Raw genomic sequence first — 19,077 nt, 5'->3', positions numbered from 1 at the left:
CGGCGGGAGCTGCCTTCGGACAGTGGCCCGCGGGGCCGTACGCGCCTCGGCAGCGTCACTCGCCCCCCGATGGCGTGCGGCGCGGTCACGGTGCCGCGCGGAGGCCCCGGTCCCGTGGCGGTGGTCGGAGGTCTACCCGGCCGAGGCCTCCCCGAGCACGACGACGTCGGCCGCGTCGAAGACCACCGCGACCCGGTCGCCGGGTGCGGGCGCCGCCCGCAGCGCGCACGCCGCCTCCAGCCGCGGCGCGCCCTCCGGCTGGAGATGGACGGCGACGTGGGTGCCCCGGAAGGTGCGCGCGGTCACGGTGCAGGGCAGCCCGTCCTCGGCACCGACCAGCCGTACGCCCGCGGGCCGCACGAGCAGCGTGCCGGGCCCCTGCGGGGCGCCGTCGGGTACCGGAAGCTTCCCCCACGGCGTGTCCGCCACCCGGCCGGTCACCGTCGCGTCGACGACGTTGTCGAAGCCGAGGAAGCGTGCCACGAACTCGTCCGCCGGATGCTGCCAGACCTCAAGGGGCGTACCGGACTGGGCGATCCGCCCGTCGCGCATCACCACCACCCGGTCGGCCAGCGCGAAGGCCTCGCCCTGGTCGTGCGTGACGGCGAGCACGGTCGTTCCCAACCGGCCGAAAAGCTCGCGGAGTTCGACGACCAGTCGTTCGCGCAGCGAGCGGTCGAGCTGGCCGAGCGGTTCGTCGAGCATCAGCAGCCGGGGGCGGGGGGCGAGGGCACGGGCCAGCGCGACCCGCTGCTGCTCGCCTCCGGACAGTGCCGCGACGGCCCGGGAGGCGGCGCCGGGCAGCCCGACGAGTTCCAGCAACTCACCGACGCGCAGCGCCTGTTGCTGCTTCGATGTGCCGTGCATCCGGAGCCCGAAGGCGACGTTGCCGCCCACGTCGCGCTGCGGGAAGAGCTGGTGGTCCTGGAACATCAGCCCGACGCCCCGGCGGTGCGCGGGCACCCCCGCCTGGTCGTGGCCGGTCAGGAGCACACGGCCCGCGTCGAGCGGCTGCAGTCCGGCCACCACCCGCAGCAGCGTGGACTTGCCGCTGCCGCTCGGCCCGAGCACACACACGATCTCGTGCTCGGCGACCTCCAGATCGACGGCGTCCAGCACGGGCCGGCCGCCGAAGCGCACGGTCGCGGCCTCGATGCCGAGCAGAACGTCCGACGCCGGCGCCGGCGCGGGCACCCCCGCCGCCGTCCCCGTCGTCCCAGCCGTCGCCTTCGTGACGAGCTTCGCCATCAGAACTCCCCCGTCCGGTCGGTCCGCATGCGCTCCAACAGCAGCAGCGCCACCGCGCACACCACCATCAAGATCGTCGAAAGTGCCATCGCCTGCCCGTAGTTGAGGTCCCCGGCGCGCCCGAGCAGCCGCGCGACCGCGACCGGCAGCGTCGGGTTGTCGGGGCGCGCGATGAAGACCGTCGCCCCGAACTCACCGAGCGACACGGCGAAGGCGAACCCCGCCGCGATCAGCAGCGCCCGCCGCACCATCGGCAGATCGACCTCCCGCCACACCCGCCACGGCGAGGCCCCGAGCACCGACGCCGCCTCCCGCAGCCGTCCGTCCACGGCCCGCAGCACGGGCAGCATCGTCCGCACGACGAAGGGGACGCCCACCAGCGCCTGCGCGAGCGGCACCAGGATCCAGCTGCTCCTGAGGTCGAGCGGCGGCTCGTCCAGCGCGATCAGGAACCCGAAACCGACGGTCACGGCGGACACGCCGAGCGGCAGCATCAGCAGCACGTCGAACCCCCGTACTAGCCGACCGGCGCGGCCGGTGAGAGCGGCGGCCGCCAGACCTCCGATGACCACGGCGATCGCGGTGGCGGCGAGCGCGTACTCCAGCGAGTTGCCGATCGCCTCGATCGGGGCCACCAGGAAGATGCCGCCGTCGTCGGAGGCGAGCGCCCGGTAGTAGCCGAATCCGAAGCCGCCGGGGGTGTCCAGGGATCGCTGGACCAGGACTCCGAGCGGCAGCACGAGCAGGACCGCGATGCTCGCGAGCACTCCCGTGAGCACTGCCCACTGCCCGGCCCCGCGCGGCCTGCGGGCGGTCGTCTCCGGGGCCACCAGGCGCAGAGCGGTCTCCCGGCGGCGTACGGTCGCGGCGTGGACGGCGAGGATCGCGCCGACGGCCACGAACTGGATGATCGTCAGCACCGCCGCCGTCGCCAGGTCGAAGATCTCCGAGGTCTGCCGGTAGATCTCGACCTCAAGGGTGGAGAAGGTCGGCCCGCCGAGGATCTGGACCACCCCGAACGAGGTGAAGGTGAAGAGAAAGACCATGAGCGCGGCGGCGGCGACGGCCGGGCTCAGGGCCGGGAGCGTCACCGTGCGCCAGGCCGCGAACCGGGATGCGCCGAGCATGCGCGCGGCCTCCTCCTGGCGTGGGTCGAGTTGCGCCCAGAGCCCGCCGACCGTGCGGACGACCACCGCGTAGTTGAAGAAGACGTGCGCGAGCAGGATGGCCCAGACGGTGGTGTCGAGGCGGACGCCCCACAGGCCGTCCAGGAGTCCGCCGCGGCCGATCAGCGCCAGGAACGCCGTGCCGACGACGACGGTGGGCAGTACGAACGGGACGGTCACCACCGCGCGCAGCACCTGCTTGCCCCGGAAGTCGAAGCGCGCGAAGACGTACGCGCCGGGGAGCGCGATCAGCAGCGTGAGCGCTGTCGAGGCGAGCGCCTGCCAGGTGGTGAACCACAGCACGTGCCGGATGTCGGCCTGGCCGAGCACCTCACCGATCCGTCCGGGCCGCCAGACCCCGTCGACCTCGAGACCGCGGGCCACGATCGCCGCGACGGGGTAGGCGAAGAAGACGGCGAAGAACACGACCGGCAGGGCCATGAGCCACAGCCGCGTCGCGCTCCCACGCCTCCGGGGCGCCGCCCCGGCTACTTCAGTACGAGCGAGGTCCACGACTTGACCCACTGGTCACGGTTCTTGGCGATCTCGGCGGGGGCCAGGGTCTCGGGGTGCGCGGCCTGCGGGCCGAACTTCACGAACACCTCGGGCACCTTCGCGGTCTCACGGACCGGGTACACGAACATGTTCAGCGGCATGTCCTCCTGGAACCTGAAGCTGATGAGGAAGTCGAGGAGCGCCTTGCCGCCCTTCGTGTTCTTCGCGTTGCTGAGCAGCCCCGCGTACTCGACCTGACGGAAGCAGGTGCCGTTCGCGACCCCGGTCGGCGCGGTCTTCGGCTTCGGGTCGGCGTAGACCACCTCGGCGGGCGGCGAGGAGGCGTACGAGACGACCAGCGGCCGGTCGGCCTTGGCCTTCTTGCCGCCGGCGGACCCCGAGAACTCGTCGTTGTAGGCCTGCTCCCAGCCGTCGACCACCTTCACGCCGTTGGCCTTGAGCTTCTTCCAGTAGCCCTGCCACCCGGCGTCCCCGTACTTCGCGGCGGTCCCGAGCAGGAAACCGAGGCCGGGCGAGGACGTGGACGCGTTCTCGGTGACGAGGAGGTTCTTGTACGCGGGCTTGATCAGGTCGTCGAAGGAGGTGGGCGGCGCCAGCTCGTGCTTGCTGAAGTAGGCCTTGTCGTAGTTGACGCAGATGTCGCCGGAGTCGATGGGCGTGACCCGGTGCTTCTCCTGGTCGACCCGGTAGCGCTGGACGATCTGGTCGGAGCCCTTGGGCTCGTACGGCTGGAACAGCCCGTTGTCGAGCGCCCGGGAGAGCAGGGTGTTGTCGACGCCGAAGAAGACGTCGCCCTGCGGGTTGTCCTTGGTCAGGATGGCCTTGTTGACGGCCTGGCCGGCGTCTCCGTCCTTGAGGATCCTGACCTTGTAGCCCGATTCCTGCTCGAAGGCGTGCAGCAAGCTCTTGGAGTAGGCGAAGGAGTCGTGGCTGACGAGGGTCACGGTCCTGGAGTCGGCGGTCTTGTCGCCGGAGCCGGACGAGCCGCACGCGGACAGCGTGACAAGGCCCAGCGCGACGACCACGGCCGCGGCCGTCCGCCTCTTGGTGCTCGCTTTGGTGCTCACTGAATTCCTCCTGGGGTGACCAGGAAGAGACGCGGCCCTGCCCGGGAACTCGGCGGTTCCCAGGCAGGGCGCAACAGCTTGAGTGATGCCCGAACTTCCTACCCAGAATGACCTGGGCGAGGTTCAGAGGGTCTGCGGCCCACCGGTGCTCCGGCTGCCGCACTCTCAGCGCTGTGGCGCTCCCCTGTCGGAATATGAAGATGTCGGAATATGAAAATGTACGTGCCGGGTCAGACTACCGTTCGGTCGCCGCGAGCTGGCCGCACGCCCCGTCGATCTCCTGGCCCCGGGTGTCCCGGACGGTGACCGGCACGCCGTGGGCCGCGATGGCCTCGACGAACGCCTTCTCGTCCTCGGGCCGCGAGGCGGTCCACTTCGAGCCCGGGGTCGGGTTCAGCGGGATGAGGTTGACGTGCACGGGCTTTCCCCTGAGCAGCCGCCCGAGCCGGTCACCGCGCCACGCCTGGTCGTTGATGTCCCGGATGAGGGCGTACTCGATGGAGAGCCGGCGCCCCGACTTGGCCGCGTACTCCCAGCCAGCGTCGAGCACCTCCCGCACCTTCCACCGCGTGTTCACGGGGACGAGGGTGTCGCGGAGCTCGTCGTCCGGCGCGTGCAGGGAGATGGCGAGGCGGCACTTGAAGCCCTCGTCGGAGAACCGGTGGATGGCCGGGACCAGTCCGACCGTCGACACGGTGATGCCACGCTGGGAGAGTCCGACGCCGTCCGGCTCGGGGTCGGTGAGCGCGCGGATGGCGCCCACGACCCGCTTGTAGTTGGCGAGCGGCTCGCCCATACCCATGAAGACGATGTTGCTCAGCCGCGCCGGGCCCCCGGGGATCTCCCCGTCCCGCAGCGCCCGCATGCCGTCCACGATCTGGTGCACGATCTCGCCGGTCGACAGGTTCCGGTCGAGCCCGGCCTGGCCGGTGGCACAGAACGGACAGTTCATCCCGCACCCCGCCTGGGAGCTGATGCACATGGTCACCCGGTCCGGGTAGCGCATCAGCACGGACTCGACGAGCGTGCCGTCGAAGAGCCGCCACAGGGTCTTGCGCGTGGTGTCCTGGTCGGTCGACAGATGCCGCACGACGGTCATCAGCTCGGGAAGCAGCGCTTCCTGGAGCTTGCCGCGCGCGGCGGCCGGGATGTCCGTCCACTCCGCGGGGTCGTGCGCGAACCGGGCGAAGTAGTGCTGCGACAGCTGCTTGGCGCGAAACGGCTTCTCCCCGATCGCGGCAACGGCCTCTTTACGCTCGGCGGGCGTGAGGTCGGCGAGGTGCCGCGGCGGCTTCTTGGCTCCGCGGGGGGCGACGAATGTGAGTTCTCCGGGCTTCGGCATAACCCTTCCAGTGTCGCAGATCAACTGGACCCGCCCAGGCCGGAGCGGGGTGGGAGTGGTCACCCGCGGGTACCGTCTGCCGGAACTGGTCGACCTCGCACGGCCCAGGGACGGCCCAGCGCTGTACTCGGCCGGACGCTCCTGGCGATATCGGTGTCGATGGCTGATGTCGGTGTCGATGGCTATGGTGCGACGACCGTCGAGCGCGACTCATCGGGGAGGGGCCACGGGAGCCGCTGGTGGAACGACTGGTCGGCTGACCACCCGCCGCGCCTCCGCGCACACTCTGATGTCTGCCGAAGGAGAGCACGTGGAAGACCGGACCGACCAGGACCAAGCGAGCCCCGAGGTGCGAAAGCGCGTCCAGGACAGCTTCGACCGCCAGGGGCTGATGGCCCACCTCGGTGCGCGGATAACCGACATCGCCCCGGGCCGCGTCCAGATCACGCTTCCCGCGCGCCCCGAAGTGACCCAGCAGCACGGCTACTTCCACGCCGGGGCGACCAGCGCCGTCGCGGACAGCGCCGGTGGCTACGCCGCGTACACGCTGTTCCCGGAGAACGCCGACGTCCTCACCGTCGAATACAAGATCAACCTTCTCGCACCCGCCACCGGTGACCGCATCGAGGCCGTCGGGACCGTGCTGAAGGCCGGCCGGACTCTGAGCGTGTGCCGGCTGGAGGTGTTCGGCGTCCGGAGCGACGGCGCCCGGAAGCTCGTCGCCAACGGACAGCAGACACTCATCCGCGTGAACCGGCCGGAACAGTGAGCCGTCCGTCTGCGCCCTTGCTGCCGTCCTGGGTGAACTGGCGGCAACGGCCGTTCCCCGACGCGAACCTGCTGCTGCTCCAGGGGCGGCAACCGGCCCTGGTCGACAGCGGATTCGTCGGCCACGCGGCCGAAACAGCCTCCTGGGCACGCGCGCGCGGAGGCGACGTGGGCCTGGTCGTGAACACGCACTGGCACTCCGATCACGTCGGCGGCAACGCGCTCCTTCAGGCGGGTGGCGCGGGCATCGCGGCCGGAGCTCCGGAGGCGGAGGCGATCTCGCGTCGGGACCCCGGCTGCTGCACCGCGGAGTACCTCGACCAGCCGGTCGCCCCGTACACGGTCGATATGCCGCTCGACGGCGGGGAGGTCCTCCGACTCGGTGAGGCCGACTGGGAGGTCATCCGCACTCCCGGGCACACGCCCGGGCACCTGGCCCTGTGGCAGCCGGAGGAGCGACTGCTCGTCGTCGGTGACGCGCTGTCGGACTACGACGTCGGCTGGGTCAATCTCGCCCTCGACGGAGCGGGCGCGGCCACGGCGGCGCTCGACTCCCTCCACCGGATTGCCGGTCTCGCCCCGCGGGTGGTCCTCCCCTCGCACGGCCCGGTCCCCGCCGATCCGACGGCCGCTTTCAACACCGCCCTCCGGCGCGCTCAGCGCCTCGTCGACGACCCCGCCGGCGCGCTCTGGTACGGCGCCCGGCGCATCTTCGCCTTCGCCCTGATGATCCGCGACGGGATCCCGGCCGACGAGGTGGAGCCCTACCTCCATGCACGCGCCTGGGTGACCGATGCCGCGCGTCTGCTGGACCTCACCCCAGAGGTGCTCGCCAACGAGCTGGTCACGTCCATGCTCGGCAGCGGTGCCGTCGTACGGCGCGAAGGGCGCCTCCACGCAGCCGCGGAACACACGCCGGTCGCGGCCCGGTCGCTTCGCGTGCCGTACCCGCGTGCGTGGCCGGCGGCACAGCGCTGAGGAGCACGAGAAATCCACTTCCGCCGGCGGTGCCGAGCGCTCGTGTTCCCCCATGCCCCGGACATACGGAAGGGGCCCGCCACCCTGTGGACGACGGACCCCTCACCGACAAAAACGCAGGTCAGCTCGACCCTACGAAGATCACCAACAGCAGCCAGACCACGGGAGCCGTCGGCAGGAGCGAGTCCAGGCGGTCCATGATGCCGCCGTGACCCGGCAGCAGGGTGCCCATGTCCTTGATGCCCAGGTCCCGCTTGATCATGGACTCGCCGAGGTCACCGAGCGTGGCGGTGGCCGCGACCGCGAGGCCGATGATCAGGCCCTGCCACCACGTGCCGTCCTCGATCAGGAACTGCAGACACAGCGCGCCCCCGACCATCGCGAAGACGACCGCTCCGACCAGGCCCTCGCGGGTCTTGCCGGGGCTGATGCGGGGCGCGAGCTTGTGCTTGCCGAAGCGCCAGCCGATCGCGTACGCGCCGGTGTCGCTGACGACCGTCAGGAGCAGGAACGTCAGGACGCGGCGCGGACCGTCGTCCGCGGTCAGCATCATCGCCACGAAGGTCGCCAGGAACGGCACGTAGAAGGCGGCGAAGACCCCCGCCGTGACGTCCTTGAGGTATCCCTCGGGCGGTTCCGTCATCCGCCAGACCAGTACCGCCAGCGCGGTGAGTGCCATCGCCACCCACGCGCCCTCGGCGCCCCGTACATAGCCGGCGACGACCATGGCCGCACCGCCCACCGCCAGTGGCACGAGCGGCGCCTTGATGCCCTTGCGTTCCTCGAGCCGCGAGGTGAGCTCCCACAGCCCCACCACGACGGCGACGGCGATCACACCGACGAAGACGGCCTTGACGACGAACAACGACGCGACGATCACCGCACCGAGCCCGACGCCCACCCCTATCGCAGCACCCAGGTCACGGCCTGCACTCTTCTTCGGTGCGGGCGCGGGCTGCGGGGTGGCGCTGGGCATGGGCTCCTGCGGCTTCTGCGACGGGTTCCCGTAGGACCCCGCCGACGGTGTGTCGTCGCGGACCGGGGGGCCGCCCAGCCGAGCGGCCCCCCGGTCGTCATCCTGGTCTCCGCCGTGTGCGGGTCCCTCGGGCACGATGGGCATGGGGCGAGTGTGCTGCGCGTCATGCGCATCGTACGCGGGACCCGCCGGGCCTGCCCCCTGGGCAGACCCCTGGTCGGAGGGCCCCCAGTACCCGGCTTGCGGCGGCGCCCCCCAGGAAGAGTCGTTCATCAGACCTCGAGCAGCTCCGCTTCCTTGTGCTTCAGGAGCTCGTCCACCTGGGCGACGTACTTCGCGGTGGTGTCGTCGAGCTCCTTCTCCGCACGGCGGCCCTCGTCCTCGCCGACCTCGCCATCCTTGATCAGCTTGTCGATGGTCTCCTTCGCCTTGCGGCGCACGGAGCGGATCGAGATCTTGGCGTCCTCGCCCTTGGTCTTGGCGACCTTGATGAACTCCTTGCGGCGTTCCTGGGTCAGCTCGGGGAACACCACGCGGATGATGCTGCCGTCATTGCTCGGGTTGACACCCAGGTCGGAGTCGCGGATCGCCTGTTCGATGTTGCGCAGCGCGCTCTTGTCGAACGGGGTGACCACGGCCATGCGCGGTTCGGGGACCGCGAACGAGGCCAGCTGGTTGATCGGCGTCAGCGCGCCGTAGTAGTCCGCCACGATCTTGTTGAACATCGCCGGGTGCGCACGGCCGGTGCGGATCGCGGCGAAGTCCTCCTTGGCGACCACGACGGCCTTCTCCATCTTCTCCTCGGCCTCGAGGAGGGTCTCTTCGATCACCACTTGCTCCTGCGTGTCTTGAGTAGGCCCGGCAGCTGTTCCTCGTCGGGGTGGCAGCCGGCTGCGTCGCGTCTTGTTCCTGCACGGTTCCGGACCGGCAGGACATTGTCCATCCCCCGGTCAGGGTCCGTCCCGGGTCAGGCCCGGCCGCTTGGGTCACCCACGAGTGTGCCGATCTTCTCACCCTTGACGGCCCGCGCGATATTGCCCTCCGCCAGGAGCTCGAAGACCAGGATCGGCAGCTTGTTGTCACGGCACAGCGTGATCGCGGTCATGTCGGCGACCTTGAGGTCGCGGGTGATGACCTCGCCGTAGCTGAGCGAGTCGAACTTGACGGCCTCGGGGTTGGTCTTGGGGTCGGAGTCGTAGACCCCGTCCACACCGTTCTTGCCCATCAGCAGGGCCTCGGCGTCGATCTCCAGGGCACGCTGGGCGGCCGTGGTGTCGGTGGAGAAGTACGGCATGCCCATACCGGCTCCGAAGATGACCACACGGCCCTTCTCCAGGTGCCGTACGGCGCGCAGCGGGATGTACGGCTCGGCGACCTGTCCCATGGTGATGGCGGTCTGTACGCGGCTGTCGATGCCCTCCTTCTCCAGGAAGTCCTGGAGGGCGAGGCAGTTCATCACCGTGCCGAGCATGCCCATGTAGTCGGAGCGCGCCCGGTCCATGCCGCGCTGCTGGAGTTCCGCGCCGCGGAAGAAGTTGCCGCCGCCGATGACAACGGCGATCTGGGCGCCCCCGCGCACGACGGCCGCGATCTCGCGGGCGATCTTGTGCACCACGTCGGGATCGACGCCCAGTCCGCCGCCACCGGCGAACGCCTCGCCGGAAAGCTTCAGCATGAAGCGTCCGGCGCCTTTGCCGTCGTCGGTCTTCTCGCCCTTGTCGGCCTGGGTGCTGGTCATGGAGATCTCCTCATGGTGCACATACGAAGAAGGCCATTGCCGGTGGGGTGTTGGCTCCCATGCTCGGCAATGGCCTCCTCGTCAGATCTGCTGTCGTCCGGCACGCACGCGCGCGTGCCGACGTACGCGGACGACTGCTGTCGACCCTATAGGGGTCGCGCGTCGATCGCTGTACGGACTCAGATGCCGACCTTGATGCGCACGAAGCGCTTCAGGGCGACACCGGCCTCGTCCAGGACCTGCTGGACGGACTTCTTCTGGTCCAGCGCATAGGGCTGGCCCAGCAGGGTGGCCTCCTTGAAGAAGGCGTTGACGCGACCCTCGACGATCTTCGGGAGGGCGGCCTCGGGCTTGCCCTCGGCGCGGGTCGTCTCCTCGGCCACGCGGCGCTCGGACTCGACGACCTCGGCCGGGACGTCCTCGCGGGAGAGGTACTTCGGCGCGAAGGCGGCGATGTGCTGCGCGACGCCCTTGGCGAGCTCGGCGTTGACCTTGTCCAGCTCGACGAGGACACCGATCTGCGGGGGCAGGTCGGGCATCGTGCGGTGCATGTACGCGGTCACGTAGGCACCGGAGAACTGGGCGAAGCGGTCCAGGACGATCTTCTCGCCCAGGTTGGCGTTGGCCTCGTCGACGAACGCCTGAACCGTCTTGCCGGGCTCGATCTCGGAGCCCAGGAGGGCCTCGAGGTCGGCCGGGGAGGTCTTGGTGACGTGGTCGGCGATCTGGCCGGCGACGGCCTGGAACTTCTCGCCCTTGGCGACGAAGTCCGTCTCGCACTTCAGCTCGACCAGGACACCGGAGGTGTTGTCGTCGGCGATGACGGAGACCACGGCGCCGTTCTCGGCGGAGCGGCCCTCGCGCTTGGCGACGCCCTTCTGGCCCTTGATGCGCAGTTCCTCGACGGCCTTGTCGACGTTGCCGTCGGCCTCGTCCAGTGCCTTCTTGCAGTCCATCATGCCTGCGCCGGTGAGCTCACGGAGCTTCTTGACGTCGGCGGCGGTGTAGTTCGCCATGATTCCTGGAATCTCTCTCGAAGTCTGAAGATCTACGGGCCGGACGGCGGGGGCTTGGTGTGCCCCCGCCGTCCGTGACCCGAAGGGGTGAGGGGTCAGGCCTGCTCGGCGTCCGCGGCGGGGGCCTCGGCGGGGGCCTCGGCGGCAGCCTCGACGGCCTCGGCCTCGGCGACGGGGGCCTCGGCCTGCTCGGCGTCGGCGACCTTCTCCGTCTCGGCGGAGGTCTGGACCTCGGCGTCGTCGGCCTTCTTCTCGCCCTCGAGGAGGTCGCGCTCCCACGCGGCGAGCGGCTCACCCGCGGCCTTGTCACCCTCGGCCTTGCCGGCACCGGAGCGGGAGATGAGGCCCTCGGCGACGGCGTCGGCGATCACGCGGGTGAGCAGGGTGACGGAGCGGATCGCGTCGTCGTTGCCCGGGATCTTGTAGTCGACCTCGTCGGGGTCGCAGTTGGTGTCGAGGATGGCGACGACCGGGATGTTGAGCTTCCGGGCCTCGCCGACCGCGATGTGCTCCTTCTTGGTGTCCACGATCCAGACGGCGCTGGGCACCTTCTGCATCTCGCGGATACCACCGAGGGTCTTCTCCAGCTTGGCCTTCTCGCGCGAGAGCACGAGAAGCTCCTTCTTGGTGAGACCGGAAGCGGCGACGTCCTCGAAGTCGATCTGCTCGAGCTCCTTGAGGCGCTGCAGACGCTTGTAGACGGTCGAGAAGTTGGTGAGCATGCCGCCCAGCCAGCGCTGGTTGACGTAGGGCATGCCGACGCGGGTGGCCTGCTCGGCGATGGCCTCCTGCGCCTGCTTCTTCGTGCCGACGAACATGACCGTGCCGCCGTGGGCGACGGTCTCCTTGACGAACTCGTAGGCGCGGTCGATGTACGACAGCGACTGGAGCAGGTCGATGATGTAGATGCCGTTGCGCTCCGTGAAGATGAAGCGCTTCATCTTCGGGTTCCAACGACGGGTCTGGTGACCGAAGTGGACGCCGCTTTCCAGCAGCTCCCGCATCGTGACGACGGCCATGGCCGTTCTCCTTGGTGTTCTCGGTTGTGCCGCGTGTGCCGGACGGCACTCGCGCCTGACGCCCGCGATGCGCCTTGCCACGAGGGACCGAGGGGCGCTGACACCGGCTTTTGATGACCGCGTGTCGGGGCGTGCGAAGTCGACCCGGTGACCCGGATCGCCACGAGAAGTGTACGGGACCCGCGAGGTGCGGGGTGACGCCGCTGTCCACAACCGGCCGGTGGTCCACAGCTCCCGGTCAGGATCCGCCCGATGCGGGACCGTTCTCGCATGCGAGCGAAACGATGTGTGCGTACGTGGCCGCGGTTGCGGTCGGGAATCACGGTGGCCGCGCCGGTCGTGCTGGCCGCGCTGACGGTGTCACCCGCGCCTGCCGTACCGGCGCCCGCGCCGGTCACCCTGGCCACGTCGACGTCCTTGTCGCGGACGAACGGTCCGGAGCCTCCGGTCCCCGTGGAGCCGCCCGGCGCCGACACGGAGGTCCGGGCGGTCGCCCGCCTCTGGCCGGTGGGCACGCGCCCCTCGGTCCTGCGGGCCTGGCAACCCCCGGCGACGCCCTACGGTCGCGGCCACCGGGGCGTGGACCTCGCGGCGCCCCCGGACGCCCCGGTCCGGTCCGTCGCCCCGGGCCGGGTCTCCTTCGCCGGCCGGGTCGCAGGTCGCGGGGCGGTCACCGTCGAGCTGGCGGGCACCGGCGACCCACCCCTGCGCACCACCTTCACCCCGGTAAGGGCCACGGTGAGAAAGGGCGACGAGGTGGCCGCGGGCGACGTGGTGGGCACGCTCGAACCGGACGCCTCCCACTGCCCCACGAGCTGCCTCCACTGGGGCCTGCTGAGAGACCGGACCTACCTCGACCCGCTCTCCCTGCTCCCCGCATGGCTGCTGCACGGCGCGCCGTCCCGGCTGCTGCCGGTGCCGACGGCACGCAGACGACCGTGAGCGTCGCGGACGCGGGTATGGGCACGGGTAGGGGCACGGGCACGGCGCGAGTACGGCACGGCGCGGGCGCGCGGCCCCGGCACGGCGCGGGCGCGGGGCACCGGCACGGCGCGGGTACGAGGTACCGGTACGGCGCGGGTACGAGGTACCGGTACGGCGCGGGCGCGCGCTTGCCGTGAGGACGGCACCGGTGGCGCCGTGACACCCGGCAGGCGCGCGGGGTCGCGGAGGAGCGCGCGGGGCATGAGTGGCCGGGCGCGAGTGGGTGGGCGGGGCCGCGAGTGGGTGGGCGGATGGGTGTGATCCGCGTGCGCCGAGGGCGGCTGGCGCGGCGAGGGGGTGGGGTGGGAGGGGGCGGGGGCGGGGGGGCGGGGGGCGGGGCGGGAGGGGAGCAAGATGTGGCAGGTGCGCGAGGCATGGCAGGTGGCCGGCACAGCGAGCACGGCGCGCTCGGTGGGCGCGGCAGGCGGCGGAACCTCCCTGAGCTCCCCTGCCCCGGGTTCAGCTCGGAGGTTCAGCCGCGCACGCCCCGCAGGGCCATCGTGACGGCCGCGTCCGTAATCGCTTCGGGATCCTCCGCCGCCCCCAGCTCGATCCGCCGCACGGCCGCGTCGACCACGCCCTGGAGCAGCATCGCGGCCAGTCGCGGTTCGGCATGGCCCATGTCCCGCAGCGCCTCCGCGATGATCGCGACGAGCCCGCCGTGCGCCGCGCGGATCTTCTCGCGAGCCCCGGCGTCGAGTTCACTCGCGGAGATGGCCACCACGGCACGGTGCCGCCGGTCCCCGACCAGCGCCAGCTGCTGCCGGACGTAGGCCTCGACCTTGCCTTCGGGCCCGTCGGCCGCGGCCATCACCGCTTCGACCTCGGCCGCCCACAGGGGGAAGTCGACCTCGCACAGTTCTTCGACCACGGCGGCGCGGGACCGGAAGTACTCGTAGACGGACGACCGAGCCAGCCCCGTCCGCTCGGCGAGGGCGGGGAAGGTCAGCGCTTCCGTCCCGCCCTCGGACAGCAGGGACCGGGCCGCGTCCAGCAGGGCGGCTCGCTGCATCGACCGGTGCTCGGCCACGGAGGCCGCTCGAATCCTTGGCACGCCCTCCACTTTACGGACGGACCGCGGACGGCGGCAGCCACTCCCACCACCTGGAGGAATCGCGACCCTGATGACGAAGGGACGATTCAGCACCACGCCACGCTCCGGATCAGCGACCGAAGCTGGCCAGCTTCGCGCGCAGCTGCAGTACCGACTTGGTGTGGATCTGGCTCACCCGGCTCTCGGTCACGCCCAGGACGTTCCCGATCTCCGCGAGCGTGAGGCCCTCGTAGTAGTAGAGCGTGACCACGGTCTTCTCCCGGTCGGGGAGTGTGTTGATCGCCCGCGCCAGGAACCTCCGCAGCTCCCGGTCCTCGGCAACCTCGACCGGGTTGTCGGCCGCGGTGTCCTCCAGCGTGTCCATCAGGCTCAGCCGGTCGCCGCCCTCGCCGCCGACATGCAGCAGTTCCTCGAGGGCCACCACGTTGGCCAGCGACAGCTGGCTGAAGACGGCGTGCAGATCCTCTACCGCGATCCCCATCTCGGAGGCCACCTCGCCCTCCGACGGCGTGCGTCGCAGTCGCGCCTCCAGTGTCGCGTAGGCGCGTTCCACGTTGCGCGCCTTCTGCCGCACCGAGCGCGGGATCCAGTCCAGCGCGCGCAGCTCGTCGATCATCGCGCCCCGGATGCGCGTGATCGCGTACGTCTCGAACTTGATCTCCCGCTCGATGTCGAACTTCTCGATCGCGTCGATCAGCCCGAACACCCCTGAGGAGACGAAGTCCGCCTGCTCCACATTGGCCGGCAGGCCCACGCTGACCCGTCCCGCGACGTATTTGACCAGGGGTGAGTAGTGCAGGATCAGCTGCTCGCGCAGCCGCTCGTCACCCGTCGTCTTGTACGACCGCCACAGCTCGTCGAGCGTCGAGGGAGCGGGCGGCCGCCTGCTACCGCCGTCGCGGGCGGCTGGGGGGATCGCCGCCCGATCGGACCCGGAGGTGTGCTGGGGCATTCGTCGCCTTGTGCCGTTCTGCCGTGAACTGTGGGTACCTGGGTGAGCTGTCGCTCTGATGCCGAGTTGCCTGTCTGCGTCAGAACCCAGGTGAGCGTAGCGTGACTGGAGTGTCGCAGTGCGCGAAGGGCCGAGGGCGGGCCGTGCGCAGATACGTTCCGCTGAACGTTTGCCTCGGTCGCCCTCGTCGCCGTCCGTGACCGCCCGCGGACGCCAACTGCGGTTATTGCCAAGGGTGTCGGCGTTCGCCCGGACGGACGAACACGCTCGGTCAACACCCGCGACGATCATCACGGACCGGGATCATCATCTGGCGTGTCAACTTCCAGCCGTCGCCGTGTCGTTCGACGAACCCGAGCGAGCGGAGTTCGTACAGTCTCCCGACCGCGTCGTCCGTCGTGGTTCCCGCACCGTGGGCGATCTCCTCCGCTCCCGCCAGTCCGCGTGCCGGCAGCGCGGCGAGAACCCGTCCGGCGCCCGGGTCCAACAGGTCACGTGGCAGCACGGGCCCTCGCCGGTCCGGGGCCAGTTCACCCATGTCGCCGACCAGTTCCGCGACTTCCGCGGCGTCGGTGACCAGTACCGCCTCCCCGCGCAGCAGTTCATGCACGCCGGCCGACAACCCGCTGGTGACGGGGCCGGGCACGCCCATCGCGAACCTGCCCAGCCGCTGTGCGGCGCGCGCCGTGACCAGCGCACCGCTGCGATAGGCGGCCTCGACGACCACGGTCCCCCGGGTGAGCGCCGCGATGACCCGGTTGCGCAGGATGAACCTGCTCGGCGTGGGGTGTTCTCCCGGCGGCAACTCACCCACGACCAGGCCCTGTTCGGCGATCCTGGTGATCAACTCGGTGTGGCCGCGAGGGTAGGGCCGGTCGACTCCGCAGGCCAGCACGGCGACGGTGGCGCCGCCTGCCGCCAGGGCGCCCCGGTGCGCGGCGCCGTCCACGCCGTAGGCGCCGCCCGACACCACGACCCAGCCACGCTCGGCCAGTCCGGCGCCGAGGGTGGTCGCCATGTGGGCGCCGTACTCCGTACAGGCCCGTGCTCCGACGAGGGCGACGGACCGCAGCGCCCACATCCGCAGGCTGGGGCGTCCCCGTACCCAGAGTCCGGTGGGCCGCGCGTCCCCCAGATCGTCGAGCTGTGCGGGCCACTCGGAGTCCCCTGGGCACACGAACCTGATCCCGGCGGCATGGGCCTCCGCGAGGTCCTTTTCCGGGTCGGCCCGCTCGGCCCGCGCCCGCAGTCCCGCCCATCTCCGGTCCGTCACACCCCGCGGCCGCTCCCCGCCGTCCAGGAGCCCCTGGACCGCCCGCTCCGCCCCGGCCTCACGGATCCAGCGCCCGCAGACCTCGTCGCCCGGTTCGGCGACACGGGTGAGAAATGCCCGGTGCATCCGTTCGTCCGCACGGTCCGGGTCCTGCCGGTGCGCTCCTTCCCGGCGGACGTCCTCCACGTGCGCGTCCGCGCGGAAACCGTCCCCGTAGTGCGCGCCCTTGCGACAGGCGCACTCCTGATGCGCGCCCTCCCGGTGGGCATGCCCGTCGTGCGCGCCCGCCCCGCAGACGCCCTCGCCCTCCTCGCGCGCACCCGCCCCATGGGCGTCCGCCCGGTCCGCACGTCCCCCGTGGGCGCACTCCCGGCACCTGTCCTCCCGGCCCGCTCCTTCTCGACGCGTGCCTGATCGGCGCGTGTCCTCTTCGCGCGCGCCCTCTCCGCGCATGCGCTGCCGGGGTGCGCCGTCGTGGTTCACGACAGTGCGCCGATCGCCATCGGTACCCCGCGTGGCACCCCGGTGCGCAGCTGCAGCGCTAGGGCGACATCCGTCGCGTCGGGCCGGTCGTGCCCCACCAGGTCCGCGACGGTCCAGGCGACGCGCAGCACCCGGTCGAGGCCCCGGGCGCTCAGGACGCCCCGCTCCAGGCTCCGCTCCGCCTCGTCCAGCGCGCCCGGCGACGCGTGCCACCGGCTGCGCAGCTCGCGCCCCGGCACTTCGCTGTTCGTCCGCCAGGGGGTGCCCGTCAGCCGCACCGCGGCCCGTTCTCTGGCCGTTCGTACGCGGCCGGCGACGGTCTCCGTGGATTCGCCCCGTGCCCCGCGCCCGGTCAGCTCGGAGCGCGTGACGCGGTCCACCTCGACGCGCAGGTCCACCCGGTCGAGCAGCGGGCCGGAGAGCCTGGCCTGATAGCGCCGGATCGCGGAGGGCGGGCAGTCGCACAGGTCGTCCCGCTGCGAGAAGCGCCCGCACGGGCAGGGATTCGCCGCGAGCACCATCAGGAACCGCGCGGGAAACCGCACCACGCCCGCGCTGCGTGCGATCACCACATGCCCCGCCTCCAGGGGCTGGCGCAGCGCGTCGAGGGCCTGGCCGCTGAATTCGGGGGTCTCGTCGAGGAAGAGCACCCCCCGGTGGGCGAGCGACACGGCGCCCGGACGTGCGACTCCCTGGCCTCCTCCGACGAGGGCCTGCATGGTCGCCGAGTGGTGGGGCGCGCAGTAGGGGGCGACGTCGACCAGGGGTTTGCCCGGTGGCAGCAGGCCGGCGACCGAGTGGACGGCCGTGACCTCCAGGGACTCGCCCCTGGTGAGCCGCGGCAGGACGGCGGGCAGCCGCTCGGCGAGCATGGTCTTGCCCGCCCCTGGTGGGCCTTCCAGGAAGAGGTGGTGTCCGCCTGCCGCCGCGACCTCCACGGCGGTGCGCGCGGAGCGCTGGCCGACGACGTCGGCGAGGTCATGGCCGTGGTCGTGCTGGGCGCCGTGGATGCCGGTGGCCGCGGCGGTGCCCGGCATGCGCAGGCCGGCGGTCAGCGGATGGAGCCGGCCCGCTTCGTCGGGATCCTCCTCGGGGACCGGCTCGTCGGTGAGCACGGCGATCAGCTGGCCCAGGCTGCGCACGCCGAGCACGGAGATCCCCGGCACCAGCGAGGCCTCGGCCGCCGCGCACTCGGGCACCACCACCTGTTCGTACCCCGCGTCCGCCGCGGCGAGGACCGCGGGCAGCACTCCCCGGACCGGCCGGACCCGCCCGTCGAGTCCGAGCTCGCCGATCATCACGATGTCGGAGAGCACCCGGGGGTCGATCCGCTCCGCGGCGCCCAGCACCGCGCAGGCGACGGCGAGGTCGAATCCGCTGCCGCCCTTGGGCACCGAGGCCGGGCTCAGCCCTACCGTGAGTTTTTTCTGGGGCCACACCGCGCCGGAGTTCACGACGGCCGCGCGGACCCGGTCCCTGCTCTCCGAGAGGCTCTTGTCGGGGAGGCCGACCAGGGTGAACGCTGCGACGCCCGGCTCCAGGTCCGCCTGGACCTCCACCACAACGCCCTCGACGCCGACCAGGGCCACCGAGCAGGTGCGCGCGAACCCCATCAGGCCACCCCTCGCGCGTGCTCGACCAGGGGTGCGCCGCGGTCGGGGAGGAGGACACCGATCAGGTCGATGCGGACACCGCCGGGCGGGGCCCCGCCGTGTTCCTGGAGCCAGCGCTCCGCCAGGCCGCGCAGGCGCTGTGCCTTGGCCGGGGTGACGGCGGCCATCGGGTGCTCGAAGGCCCCTGTCCTGCGTGTCTTGACCTCGCAGACGACGAGCGCGTCGCCGTCCCGGGCCACGATGTCGATCTCACCGGTCCTGCCGGAGCGCCAGTTGCGCGCCAGGACGGTCATTCCGGTCTGGGTCAGCCGCCGCGCGGCCAGGTCCTCGCCGTACTTGCCGAGTGCGTTGCGTGCCTTGGACGTCTTCATGTCGGCACCACCTCCGGCGCCAACAATGCGGCCGTCCCCGCCCGCTGTTGGATCTTGGTGGACAGGCGGCCGACTGGGGACAACTCCATCACCCTCACGAGTGATCATCGTCCGTCGGCGGCCGCCGGTCACCCTCAAGCGATCAGCGGATCCACCGGGGCGGTCAACCGCCGGGCAGCTCCAGATCGCTCTTGTTCAGCTCCTCGATGTTCACGTCCTTGAATGTGAGCACCCGTACCTGCTTCACGAAGCGCGCGGGCCGGTACATGTCCCACACCCAGGCGTCCGCCATGGACACCTCAAAGAAAACCTCACCCTGGACCGAGTGCACCTGCATCTCGTAGTCGTTGGTGAGGTAGAAGCGCCGTTCGGTCTCGATCACGTATTTGAACAGACCGACGACATCGCGGTACTCCCGATAGAGCTTCAGCTCCATCTCGGTCTCGTACTTCTCGAGGTCCTCGGCGCTCATGGCATGTTCCCCTTCAGCCGTGCGTCCCCCTATTGTGCGCC

General features: G+C 71.1%; 19 protein-coding genes. 4 read left to right on the top strand and 15 right to left on the bottom strand.

Annotated elements, in window-relative coordinates; translation table 11 throughout:
* Positions 1-132 precede the first annotated feature (132 nt).
* The 4 genes from OHB41_RS32430 to rlmN form a co-directional block, all read right to left on the bottom strand.
* Positions 133-1,248, bottom strand: coding sequence for an ABC transporter ATP-binding protein (locus OHB41_RS32430; protein ID WP_266701734.1), 1,116 nt, complete (start codon positions 1,246-1,248; stop codon positions 133-135).
* Positions 1,248-2,927, bottom strand: coding sequence for an ABC transporter permease (locus tag OHB41_RS32425; RefSeq protein WP_266706302.1), 1,680 nt, complete (start codon positions 2,925-2,927; stop codon positions 1,248-1,250). Before OHB41_RS32425 ends, OHB41_RS32430 begins: the two co-directional genes overlap by 1 nt.
* On the bottom strand, positions 2,903-3,997 hold the full coding sequence (locus OHB41_RS32420) for a thiamine ABC transporter substrate-binding protein (RefSeq protein WP_266701733.1): 1,095 nt from the start codon (positions 3,995-3,997) through the stop codon (positions 2,903-2,905). The genes OHB41_RS32425 and OHB41_RS32420 overlap by 25 nt, the downstream gene beginning before the upstream one ends.
* Before the next feature lie 235 nt (positions 3,998-4,232).
* Positions 4,233-5,339, bottom strand: coding sequence for a dual-specificity RNA methyltransferase RlmN (gene rlmN / locus OHB41_RS32415; RefSeq protein ID WP_266701732.1), 1,107 nt, complete (start codon positions 5,337-5,339; stop codon positions 4,233-4,235).
* Between the two features lie 310 nt (positions 5,340-5,649).
* Between rlmN and OHB41_RS32410 the strand changes: the two genes are divergently transcribed.
* Together OHB41_RS32410 and OHB41_RS32405 are read left to right on the top strand one after the other, a co-directional pair.
* A complete protein-coding gene (locus OHB41_RS32410; RefSeq protein WP_266701731.1) occupies positions 5,650-6,108 on the top strand; it encodes a PaaI family thioesterase in 459 nt (152 codons plus the stop codon).
* Positions 6,105-7,085, top strand: a complete 981-nt coding sequence (locus OHB41_RS32405; RefSeq protein ID WP_266701730.1) for an MBL fold metallo-hydrolase — start codon at positions 6,105-6,107, stop codon at positions 7,083-7,085. The genes OHB41_RS32410 and OHB41_RS32405 overlap by 4 nt, the downstream gene beginning before the upstream one ends.
* Before the next feature lie 121 nt (positions 7,086-7,206).
* On the opposite strand, the gene OHB41_RS32400 is transcribed toward OHB41_RS32405, so the two are convergent.
* The 5 genes from OHB41_RS32400 to rpsB form a co-directional block, all read right to left on the bottom strand.
* Entirely contained in the window at positions 7,207-8,334 is a 1,128-nt protein-coding gene (locus OHB41_RS32400) for a phosphatidate cytidylyltransferase (RefSeq protein WP_266701729.1), read from the bottom strand.
* On the bottom strand, positions 8,334-8,891 hold the full coding sequence (gene frr / locus OHB41_RS32395) for a ribosome recycling factor (protein ID WP_153288324.1): 558 nt from the start codon (positions 8,889-8,891) through the stop codon (positions 8,334-8,336). The genes OHB41_RS32400 and frr overlap by 1 nt, the downstream gene beginning before the upstream one ends.
* A 137-nt stretch (positions 8,892-9,028) precedes the next feature.
* A complete protein-coding gene (gene pyrH / locus OHB41_RS32390) occupies positions 9,029-9,799 on the bottom strand; it encodes a UMP kinase (RefSeq protein ID WP_266701728.1) in 771 nt (256 codons plus the stop codon).
* Between the two features lie 179 nt (positions 9,800-9,978).
* Positions 9,979-10,815 (bottom strand): translation elongation factor Ts, encoded by an 837-nt coding sequence (gene tsf / locus OHB41_RS32385; protein ID WP_266701726.1) that lies wholly within the window; start codon positions 10,813-10,815, stop codon positions 9,979-9,981.
* Positions 10,816-10,910: 95 nt separating this feature from the next.
* Positions 10,911-11,834, bottom strand: coding sequence for a 30S ribosomal protein S2 (rpsB, locus tag OHB41_RS32380; RefSeq protein WP_266701724.1), 924 nt, complete (start codon positions 11,832-11,834; stop codon positions 10,911-10,913).
* 270 nt (positions 11,835-12,104) lie between these two features.
* Between rpsB and OHB41_RS32375 the strand changes: the two genes are divergently transcribed.
* Positions 12,105-12,776, top strand: coding sequence for a murein hydrolase activator EnvC family protein (locus tag OHB41_RS32375; protein WP_266701722.1), 672 nt, complete (start codon positions 12,105-12,107; stop codon positions 12,774-12,776).
* A 514-nt stretch (positions 12,777-13,290) separates the two neighbouring features.
* Here OHB41_RS32375 and OHB41_RS32370 read toward each other — a convergent pair.
* The 3 genes from OHB41_RS32370 to dprA all read right to left on the bottom strand — a co-directional run bounded on the left by OHB41_RS32370 (position 13,291) and on the right by dprA (position 16,223).
* Positions 13,291-13,848, bottom strand: coding sequence for a TetR/AcrR family transcriptional regulator (locus OHB41_RS32370; protein ID WP_266706300.1), 558 nt, complete (start codon positions 13,846-13,848; stop codon positions 13,291-13,293).
* A 133-nt stretch (positions 13,849-13,981) separates the two neighbouring features.
* Positions 13,982-14,824 (bottom strand): RNA polymerase sigma factor WhiG, encoded by an 843-nt coding sequence (gene whiG, locus OHB41_RS32365; protein ID WP_266701720.1) that lies wholly within the window; start codon positions 14,822-14,824, stop codon positions 13,982-13,984.
* A 271-nt stretch (positions 14,825-15,095) separates the two neighbouring features.
* Complete coding sequence (gene dprA, locus OHB41_RS32360) at positions 15,096-16,223, bottom strand: DNA-processing protein DprA (RefSeq protein WP_266701718.1); 1,128 nt, start codon at positions 16,221-16,223, stop codon at positions 15,096-15,098.
* Between dprA and OHB41_RS32355 the strand changes: the two genes are divergently transcribed.
* Positions 16,218-16,511 (top strand): hypothetical protein, encoded by a 294-nt coding sequence (locus OHB41_RS32355; RefSeq protein WP_266701715.1) that lies wholly within the window; start codon positions 16,218-16,220, stop codon positions 16,509-16,511. The two genes, dprA and OHB41_RS32355, sit on opposite strands and share 6 nt — an antisense overlap.
* A 65-nt stretch (positions 16,512-16,576) precedes the next feature.
* On the opposite strand, the gene OHB41_RS32350 is transcribed toward OHB41_RS32355, so the two are convergent.
* From OHB41_RS32350 to OHB41_RS32340, 3 genes are all read right to left on the bottom strand, one after another.
* Positions 16,577-18,193 (bottom strand): YifB family Mg chelatase-like AAA ATPase, encoded by a 1,617-nt coding sequence (locus OHB41_RS32350; RefSeq protein ID WP_266701709.1) that lies wholly within the window; start codon positions 18,191-18,193, stop codon positions 16,577-16,579.
* Positions 18,193-18,564, bottom strand: a complete 372-nt coding sequence (locus OHB41_RS32345) for a YraN family protein (RefSeq protein ID WP_266701707.1) — start codon at positions 18,562-18,564, stop codon at positions 18,193-18,195. Before OHB41_RS32345 ends, OHB41_RS32350 begins: the two co-directional genes overlap by 1 nt.
* Before the next feature lie 163 nt (positions 18,565-18,727).
* Positions 18,728-19,036, bottom strand: a complete 309-nt coding sequence (locus OHB41_RS32340) for a DUF2469 domain-containing protein (RefSeq protein WP_003965949.1) — start codon at positions 19,034-19,036, stop codon at positions 18,728-18,730.
* Positions 19,037-19,077 lie beyond the last annotated feature (41 nt).

The sequence above is a fragment of the Streptomyces sp. NBC_01571 genome (genome assembly GCF_026339875.1).
Taxonomy (GTDB): domain Bacteria; phylum Actinomycetota; class Actinomycetes; order Streptomycetales; family Streptomycetaceae; genus Streptomyces.
Note: the sequence above shows the minus strand (reverse complement) of the source record. Positions and strands in the feature narration are given on the sequence as shown.

Excerpts from the sequence above, each read along its gene's own strand:
- OHB41_RS32430 (WP_266701734.1), bottom strand. The coding sequence starts at position 1,248 with ATGGCGAAGCTCGTCACGAAGGCGACGGCTGGGACGACGGGGACGGCG.
- whiG (WP_266701720.1), bottom strand. The coding sequence starts at position 14,824 with ATGCCCCAGCACACCTCCGGGTCCGATCGGGCGGCGATCCCCCCAGCC.
- rpsB (WP_266701724.1), bottom strand. The coding sequence starts at position 11,834 with ATGGCCGTCGTCACGATGCGGGAGCTGCTGGAAAGCGGCGTCCACTTC.
- OHB41_RS32345 (WP_266701707.1), bottom strand. The coding sequence starts at position 18,564 with ATGAAGACGTCCAAGGCACGCAACGCACTCGGCAAGTACGGCGAGGAC.
- tsf (WP_266701726.1), bottom strand. The coding sequence starts at position 10,815 with ATGGCGAACTACACCGCCGCCGACGTCAAGAAGCTCCGTGAGCTCACC.
- OHB41_RS32340 (WP_003965949.1), bottom strand. The coding sequence starts at position 19,036 with ATGAGCGCCGAGGACCTCGAGAAGTACGAGACCGAGATGGAGCTGAAG.
- rlmN (WP_266701732.1), bottom strand. The coding sequence starts at position 5,339 with ATGCCGAAGCCCGGAGAACTCACATTCGTCGCCCCCCGCGGAGCCAAG.
- pyrH (WP_266701728.1), bottom strand. The coding sequence starts at position 9,799 with ATGACCAGCACCCAGGCCGACAAGGGCGAGAAGACCGACGACGGCAAA.
- OHB41_RS32350 (WP_266701709.1), bottom strand. The coding sequence starts at position 18,193 with ATGGGGTTCGCGCGCACCTGCTCGGTGGCCCTGGTCGGCGTCGAGGGC.
- OHB41_RS32375 (WP_266701722.1), top strand. The coding sequence starts at position 12,105 with ATGCGAGCGAAACGATGTGTGCGTACGTGGCCGCGGTTGCGGTCGGGA.
- dprA (WP_266701718.1), bottom strand. The coding sequence starts at position 16,223 with ATGCACCGGGCATTTCTCACCCGTGTCGCCGAACCGGGCGACGAGGTC.
- OHB41_RS32400 (WP_266701729.1), bottom strand. The coding sequence starts at position 8,334 with ATGAACGACTCTTCCTGGGGGGCGCCGCCGCAAGCCGGGTACTGGGGG.